General features: G+C 55.1%; 9 protein-coding genes. All 9 read left to right on the top strand.

Annotation, left to right across the window (positions count from 1 at the left end; genetic code table 11):
* Positions 1–450: 450 nt before the first annotated feature.
* Positions 451–1299, top strand: coding sequence for an N-acetylglucosamine kinase (locus AC06ND_RS04915; RefSeq protein ID WP_475677876.1), 849 nt, complete (start codon positions 451–453; stop codon positions 1297–1299).
* A gap of 6 nt (positions 1300–1305) precedes the next feature.
* Positions 1306–1809 (top strand): anaerobic ribonucleoside-triphosphate reductase activating protein, encoded by a 504-nt coding sequence (gene nrdG / locus AC06ND_RS04910; protein WP_475677875.1) that lies wholly within the window; start codon positions 1306–1308, stop codon positions 1807–1809.
* A gap of 77 nt (positions 1810–1886) precedes the next feature.
* On the top strand, positions 1887–2921 hold the full coding sequence (locus AC06ND_RS04905) for a M20/M25/M40 family metallo-hydrolase (RefSeq protein ID WP_475677874.1): 1035 nt from the start codon (positions 1887–1889) through the stop codon (positions 2919–2921).
* Positions 2918–4264 (top strand): aspartate kinase, encoded by a 1347-nt coding sequence (locus AC06ND_RS04900; RefSeq protein ID WP_475677873.1) that lies wholly within the window; start codon positions 2918–2920, stop codon positions 4262–4264. Before AC06ND_RS04905 ends, AC06ND_RS04900 begins: the two co-directional genes overlap by 4 nt.
* A gap of 2 nt (positions 4265–4266) precedes the next feature.
* On the top strand, positions 4267–4932 hold the full coding sequence (locus AC06ND_RS04895) for a 4-hydroxy-tetrahydrodipicolinate reductase (RefSeq protein WP_475677872.1): 666 nt from the start codon (positions 4267–4269) through the stop codon (positions 4930–4932).
* The gene (gene dapA, locus AC06ND_RS04890) at positions 4929–5810 is read left to right on the top strand and encodes a 4-hydroxy-tetrahydrodipicolinate synthase (protein ID WP_475677871.1); all 882 of its coding nucleotides are present in this window, start codon (positions 4929–4931) and stop codon (positions 5808–5810) included. The genes AC06ND_RS04895 and dapA overlap by 4 nt, the downstream gene beginning before the upstream one ends.
* Positions 5810–6619 (top strand): diaminopimelate epimerase, encoded by an 810-nt coding sequence (gene dapF, locus AC06ND_RS04885; RefSeq protein ID WP_475677870.1) that lies wholly within the window; start codon positions 5810–5812, stop codon positions 6617–6619. The genes dapA and dapF overlap by 1 nt, the downstream gene beginning before the upstream one ends.
* A gap of 13 nt (positions 6620–6632) precedes the next feature.
* The gene (locus tag AC06ND_RS04880; RefSeq protein ID WP_475677869.1) at positions 6633–7370 is read left to right on the top strand and encodes a DUF4465 domain-containing protein; all 738 of its coding nucleotides are present in this window, start codon (positions 6633–6635) and stop codon (positions 7368–7370) included.
* A 17-nt stretch (positions 7371–7387) separates the two neighbouring features.
* On the top strand, positions 7388–8161 hold the full coding sequence (locus AC06ND_RS04875) for a 2,3,4,5-tetrahydropyridine-2,6-dicarboxylate N-succinyltransferase (RefSeq protein WP_475677868.1): 774 nt from the start codon (positions 7388–7390) through the stop codon (positions 8159–8161).
* Positions 8162–8276: the final 115 nt, after the last annotated feature.

The following is an 8276-nucleotide window of genomic DNA, read 5'->3' as shown; positions in this document are numbered from 1 at the left end:
GAATAAAGATCAGGAGCTACTATAACATTGATGTCGACTGGAGAGAGATAAGGCGTGTTAGTTTATCCATGAAACATACCGAATCCTCGTTACGTGATTATCCTTGTCTGTCAATAGAGATGAGAAGTACGCGCGAGTGTTATGATTTTAGTTTGGAGTCAATGTCCTATAATCCATATCAATTGAGATCTGCTTTGCGTAATTTCTCTGATGGCTACGACGTTGAAATAGATGCTGACCGTAAGTTATGGATGTTCTTTTATCGCAATCCTTTCCATAACGGCTATAAGTCAGAGTAAACTATTCTTCAGACAAGTTAATATTTAGGCAACAACTATGAGGCTGACCTTTGCGGGCCAGCCTTTTCCTCCCGCACCGGAAGCGGCACTTTTTGTGTATTAAGGAGCTGCCGGCGCTTTGGGGTCGCCGCCTTTTGTGTATATTTGTGACATGAAACTGATAGCAGACAGCGGATCGACAAAGACAATCTGGGCGGTGTTGGACGGGACCTCGACAAAGACCTTCGAGACCTCGGGTTATAATCCTAGCTTCATGTCCTTCGAGGAGATCGCAAAGGATATAGTCGCGTCCTTCCCGGAGGACTTTCCCTATGGTCAGGTCAGCGAGATATGGTTCTACGGTGCTGGGGTGACCCCGGTGCAGGAGGAACCGACGCGGAAGATGCTCGCCGGAGTGTTCTGCGAGACTCTGCCCGAGAACATACACGCCACCTCGGACACACTCGGTGCCTGTCGTGCGCTGCTCGGTGACAAGCCGGGCTTCGCGGCGATACTGGGCACAGGGATGAACACTTGTGTCTATGACGGAAAGGGAATCGGGTTCAAGCTGCCTGCGCTGGGCTTCATGCTCGGAGACGAGGGCGGCGGTGCCTATATCGGCAAGAAATACATAGTCGACTATCTTCGCGGCAACATGCCGGAAAAGGTTGCCGAGGTAGCTGCCGAGGCCATAGGAATGGATATGCAGGGAATCATCGAACAGGTCTACCATAAGCCGGCACCCAACCGTTGGTGCGCAAGATTCGCGAAGGTGGTGGCAGATCACTTCGCGGAGGACGGATACTATTGGGAGCTCGTGCGCGGAGCCATAGACGACTTCTTCTGGAACGTGGTGAGCCGCTATCCGGGATATGACCAGATGGAATTCAACTGCGTGGGCTCTGTGGGATATGGCTTCAGGGATGTGATCGAGCTTATCGCGAAGCAGTACCGCATGCGAATTGGCAAGATCATCAAGGCTCCGATCGAGGGTCTTGTGGAGTATCATTCGAAAAACTAGATCGGGATGAAGATAAGGGTACTTGACATACTTGAGGAGACCATGGCTGACGGCCCTGGACTTCGTACATCGATATATTGCGCAGGATGCGAGCACCACTGCCCGGGTTGTCACAACCCTCAGTCATGGGATATGGCAGGCGGCAAGGAGATGGACGTGCAGGCGCTCCTGGATATCATCAAGGAGGATGAGTTCAGCAACGTCAGCTTCTCCGGGGGCGACCCTTTCTATCAGGTCGACGCCTTCACCGAGCTGGCCCGCAGGATCAAGGAGGAGACCGACAAGACCATCTGGTGCTGGACAGGATTCACCTATGAGGAGATACTCTCGGACCCGCACCTTGCGCAGATGCTCCCGTACATCGACACCCTCGTAGACGGACCTTTCGTGATGGCACTGAAAGACCCGGAACTCCACTTCAGGGGCAGCTCGAATCAGCGTATCATCCACCTCACTCCCGAGGAAGATGACGTTATTCCGGGTACGGTGCAGATCAAACCGTTCAAATAGGCCTCTTACGGATTGATATTTAGGGATTTTGTCTTAAATTTGCGAGTTTGCTGGAATAGCGGACTCGTTTTTTGGTTATGGACTACAGATTTTTCAACGACATACTCTCGATTGACTCGACTTCAGGTAGCGAGAGGGCATTTTCCGAGTATCTCACAGGCAGGGTCGAGACCTTCCTGAGCGGATGCTGTGCGGACAATATGCCTGTGCTCACCAGAGGTGAGGTCGGTGACGGCACGGAGAACCTTCTCTGGTGCTGGGGTGAGCCGAAGGTCGTGTTCTGTACCCACATGGACACTGTCCCGCCATACCTTCCACCTGTAGAGAAGGAGGACAGGTTCGAAGGACGAGGAAGTAACGACGCTAAGGGTCAGCTCTTCACTATGCTCACGGCGTGTGCGGAGCTCGCATCCGAGGGAAAGAGCGGCTTCGGCCTTCTCATCCTCAGCGGTGAGGAGACAGGTTCGTTTGGCGCGAAGGCCTTCGCAAAGACCCCTTTCAAGGCACCGTACCTCGTGGTCGGTGAGCCTACCGGCAACAAGATGGTGTCAGCGAGCAAGGGCACCAAGGGCTTCGAGGTCCGTTTCCGCGGCGAAGCCTTCCATTCGGGCTATCCTCAGCACGGCATCAGCGCGATCGACCTCTTCAACGAGTTCTACACAGACCTCAAGGCGGTCGATTTCGGCGAGGATGAGCTGCTCGGACCTACGACATGGAACGTCGGCAGGCTCGTGAGCGACAATCCGCAGAACATACTCAGCCCTGAGCTGAGCTTCCGCCTCTACTTCCGCACCACCTTTGTGTCCGACGCGATGGTGAAGGAGTATATGGCAGAGCCTGTGAAGTTCGCAGGCGAGGGAAGCCGCTGGGCACAGCGCATCGAGGTCAAGGCTCTCGGTGGCGACATTCCACAGAAATATATGACGGTAGACGGACTCGAGAGTGCTCCTGCCAGCTTCGGAAGCGATGCTCCGCATCTGAGCAATTTCCCTGAGAAGATGATTCTCGGAGCAGGCACTATCCTGGTGGCACACAGGGACGACGAATATGTCCTCAAGGCAGATCTCGAGACTGCCGTACGTCAGTACAAGTATATATACGAACGCTTATGATTATCATGAAATTCGGCGGTACATCCGTCGGTAGCAGGGAAGCGATCGAGAGAACGATCGGAATCGTGCAGGGCAGGCTCCAGGAGCGCCCTATCGTAGTCGTGTCCGCGATGTCAAAGGTTACGGACATGCTCTACGCGATCTCCGACAGCCTCGAGGCTGGTGACCGTGAGGGCGCCAAGGCGGCTCTTGCCCAGCTCAGGAAGAAGCATCTCGACACCGCGACCGAACTCATGCCGCAGGACCACCTCTGGAGAGAGGAGGCCTTCTGCCGCATCAATTCCATCTGTGACAAGATGGGAGAATTCATCGACAATGTCGGTGAGATAGGTGACAGGGAAAAGGCTGTCATCAACTCGAAGGGAGAGTTCCTTTCTTCGAACATGATCTATTGCAAGATGAACTCCCTCGGCATAAAGACCTCGTACGTCAATGCCCGCGACTATATGATCACGGAGCCGGACTATCTCCAGGGTGCTCCGGTCTATGACGAGATCGTGCGCAGGGCTCCGAAGGTCATCGATGCTGCCTTTGCGGCGGCAGAGGCCATCATCACCCAGGGCTTCGTCGGTATCACCATGGACGGTGAGGAGACAGTGCTCGGACGTGGAGGTTCGGACTTCAGCGCATCGATCATGGGAATGGCTGTGGACGCATCGAAGATCGAGATATGGACGGACGTGGACGGCGTACGCTCCGCCGACCCTCGCAAGGTGGACAACACCCTCTGCATCCCGAAGATTTCCTTCGAGGAGGCTGCGGAGATGGCGGCATACGGCGCGAAGGTGCTCCATCCTAAGACCATCGAGCCGGCGCTCGTGAAGAATATTCCGGTGCTCGTGCTCAATTCCATGAATCCGGAAGGCACCGGTACCACCATCGTGCCTAGCCAGTATATAGAGGACGGCGTAAGGTCGGTTTCCAGCAAGGAGAAGATTCTCCTCGTGCATGTGGGCCTCGCAGTCGTCGACGACGCTTCTACTCTTCTGACCAAGACCTTCGAGGTGCTCTCGGAGTGCAAGGTGGAGGTCGACCTTCTCAGCGTCGGTCCTGACGGCATCACCTTTACCACCGGTTCCCTCGACCGCGTACCTTCGGCAGTCGTGAAGCTCAGTCTATTCTCCGAGGTTGAGGTAGAGGATGAGATGGCGCAGATTTCCGTCATCGGAAAGAACATCTCCGAGCTCAAGCTCGCCCTCAAGGAGGCGTCGCTCCTGGTGAAGAACAGCCGACTTGTCACCGTCGCACAGAATGATTCATACGTGAACATCAGCTTTGTAGTAGCTCGTCCTGAGGTACACAATGCCGTTCGCCAGATACATACCTATCTTTTCGAGAAATAGCCATGAAAGTAGTTATCAGCGGATATGGCCGTATGGGCCACATGATCGAGGCGGTGCTCATCCGTCGCGGAATCGAGGTCGCCGGCGCCAGCGAGGACATCGTCAACTTCGACGACACCATCGCAGCAGAGAGCGTCTGCATCGACTTCACCACCCCTGATGCCTTCAGGGCCAACTACAAGGCTATCGCCAGGAAGTTCAAGGCTGTCGTGATCGGCACCACCGGTTGGAACGACATCAAGGACGAGGTGCTCGGCTATTTCGCTGAGTGCGGCACCCCTGTGGTATATTCATCGAACTACTCTATCGGCGTGAACGTGCTCTTCGCCGCAGTCCAGAGGGCTTCAGAGCTTCTCAAGGGCCATGGCTACGAGCCTCATGTCCATGAGGTACATCACATCCACAAGCTCGACTCTCCAAGCGGAACCGCCAAGAGCCTCGCAGCGCTCGTGGCAGAGGGACTCGGTGTCAATCCGGAGATCTCGGCAGAGCGTATCGGAGAGGTTCCCGGCATCCACACAGTGGAGTTCGCCGGTGCTTGCGACAAGCTTTCCTTCACCCATGAGGCATACTCTCGCGAAGGCTTCGCAGAGGGTGCCGTCGCTGCTGCCATCCTTACTGAAGGACTTCAGGGTGCGGCAGAATTCAAAGACCTCCTGTTCCGATGAAAAAACTCTTTCTCGAAGGCTGTGGTACAGCCCTGCTCACTCCGTTCAAGGGAGCGGAAGTTGACTATGACTGCTATGCCTCGCTCGTAGACCGTCAGGTTGAGGCTGGCATCGACATACTCGTGCCTCTTGGCACTACCGCCGAGACTCCTTGTCTTAGCGTAGAGGAGAAGCTCCGTCTTCTCGCAATCACCAAGCAGCATGCTGCCGGACGTCCTATCGTCGTTGGCGGCGGCACCAACTCACTCGTGGGTACGGTGAAGAACATGCGCGAGCTGGAGCCATATTCTCCGGACGCATATCTCATCGTCGCCCCTTACTACAACAAGCCTACCCAGGAAGGTCTCTTCGAGTACTTCAAGGCCGTGGCTGAGACTACCGACAAGGGCATAGTCCTCTACAACGTGCCAGGTCGAACCGGCGTCAACATCTGCGCCGAGACCACTCTCCGACTCGCAGAGGAGGTGGAGAACGTCATCGCCATCAAGGAGGCTTCTTCGCGCTATTCGCAGATCAGCGAGATTCTCCGTCACCGTCCGGAGGGCTTCTCAGTCCTCAGCGGAAACGACAATGAGACCCTCTCGCTCATGGCAACCGGCGCGCAGGGCGTCATAAGCGTCGCTTCGAACATCGCTCCGGCGCTGATGGTCGAGCTCACCAGGCTCATGAAGGCCGGTGACCTCGTCAAGGCGCGCGAGCTTCACCATCGTCTCTCTCCTCTGTTCAGGGATTGCTTCATCGAGAGCAACCCTATCCCAGCAAAGGCCGCCATGGCCCAGCTCGGACTCATGGAGAACAGCCTCAGGCTTCCTCTCGTGCCTGCTACCCAGCGCACGGAGGACATCATGCGAAACACTCTCAAGGAACTCTTAGGCTAATGGTACTTCATCACTATACGGGAGCAGGAAACGATTTCCTCATCGCTGACGGCCGCGCGGTTTCGTGCGCCGCTCTTCAGGAGGTCGATGTGATCAGCCGCCTCTGTGCCGAGTATGGCACCGACGGCCTCATGATACTTGAGGCTTCCGATACCCATGACTTCACCATGCTCTACTTCAATTCCGACGGATCCGGAGGAATGATGTGCGGCAACGGCGGAAGGTGCATCGTGGCTTTTGCCAAGGACATGGGAGTGGTAGGTGATTCATGCAGGTTCCTTGCTCCGGACGGAGAGCATGAGGCCGAGATACTCGCAGACGACGGAGCCGTGAAGACGGTACGCCTCAAGATGATTGACGTGGATGGCATCACCGGGTACGAGGACGGCGACTTCCTCAATACGGGAACCCGCCATTTCGTGCGTCTGGTGGATGACGTGAACGCGGTCGACGTGGAGAATGTCGGCAGGGAGGTTCGCCATCGCGCGGCCTTTGCACCTCAGGGTACCAACGTGAACTTCGTGGAGCCTTCTGACGGGCGTCTTGTCGTCCGCACCTTCGAGAAGGGAGTGGAGGCAGAGACCCTTGCCTGCGGCACGGGTATTGTTGCTTCTGCGATGGCTTCTTACCATAGAGGAGTTGAACCATCTTCCCGTGAGAGCGAGCGCGTGCGCTACGACATCCTTGCGAGGAGGGGAGATGCGCTCGCCGTGGACTTCATCCCTGCAACGGATGGGGGCTTCGCTGCATCTTCCGTATATCTGACCGGACCTGCGGAAAAACTTGAGGAATTTGAAATTAGCTTATAATATAAGAACAGATATGAAGAGAATAATCCTTATCGTCGCAGCCATCTCAGCTGCATTGACCATGACATCGTGCCTCAATGGAGGTAGTTCATCCTATAAGTATACCATGCTTACGTCCTTCGAATACGAGGGCCTGAAGGATTCGGAATTCTTTGGGGAGTCGACTCACTTCAACAAGTACGACATGTATTTCGATATTGCGAAGTTCTGCGGAAAGAGGACTGACGATGACAATAAGGATTATCTCGGCGGCTTTGCCTTCTGCTATCAGAAGGATACCGTTCTCGTGGACAGGGAGAAGGATCCCGATCCGTTCGTAGTGTATGACTGCGACAAGAAGCTCGAGAGCAACCACTATATGATCTACAGGAAGGTTGCTGACGAGTCCATCAACTCCATGAAACTCATCACCATAGAGCATAACGCAGATCCATCAAGCACATGCAAGGCTCAGGCTATCTTCTTTGCAAACACTACAGAGAGCGTGGTGCGCGCACTCGGCGAGGACGGCTTTACGGAGTCTGACTGGGCCAGCGTGACCGTGACCGGCTACAAGGGTGCACATAAGACAGGTGATGCAACCCTCAAGCTCTTCGACAAGGGTGTCCCTGTGAAGACATGGACCATGCTCAAGCTCGAGGGTCTCGGTGACATCGACAGCATAACCATGAAGCTTGAAGCTTCCAAGGAGGGTATTGTGGAGAGCTTTGCAATGGACGTCTTCGTGGCAGAGGTTGAGTTGTTCTATTAAAATCCCCGTAATCAGATATGAATACAGAACTTGACAGATTCAATGAAGTGATGGCCGGCCTCGAGGCTGGAACCATCCGTGTGGCAGAAAAGGTTGACGGCAAGTGGCAGGTCAACAGATGGGTGAAGGAAGTGATACTTTCCGGCTTCAAGCTCGGTAAGATCGTGGACATGTCCGAGGGACAGTTCTCCTTCCTCGACAAGGATACCTATCCGGTGAGAAAGTTCACCGCAGCAGATAGTGTTCGCATCGTTCCCGGCGGCAGCAGCATCCGCAGAGGTGCGTACCTTGCTCCATCGGTTATCGTGATGCCTCCTGCATATGTTAACGTCGGTGCATACGTCGATGAGGGCTCAATGGTCGACAGCCATGCTACCATCGGTTCATGCGCACAGGTCGGAAAGCATGTGCATATCTCGGCAGCTACCCAGATCGGCGGCGTGCTCGAGCCTGCCGGCGCTCTTCCTACCATCATCGAGGACAACGCTTTCGTCGGTGGCAACTGCGGTATCTATGAGGGTACCATCGTCCGTTCGGGCGCAGTCATCGCCAGCGGCGTGATCATCACCGCGGCTACTGCAATCTTCGATTCTACTACCGGTGAGTTCGTCCCTCGTAACGAGGACGGCAGGGTAGTCGTTCCAGAGAATGCGGTCGTGGTTTCCGGAAGCCGTCCTATCACCAAGGGTCATGGTGCTGAGCTCGGAGCGCATCTCTACTGCCCGGTTATCGTCAAGTATCGTGACGAGAAGACAGCAGCATCTGTCCACATGGAAGACTTGCTTCGCTAGTTCCTACGAACCATATAAAAGAAAGAAGGCGACTAATAAGTGGTTATTGGTCGCTTTCTTCGTAGAAGGATGCGACTCCACGGCGAGGCTGCTCGCCCCTCCGGAGTCGAAAGAA

Source organism: Candidatus Cryptobacteroides sp. (assembly GCF_056207615.1).
The sequence above is the reverse complement of the archived record's forward strand: the minus strand, read 5'-3'. Positions and strand labels throughout refer to the sequence as shown.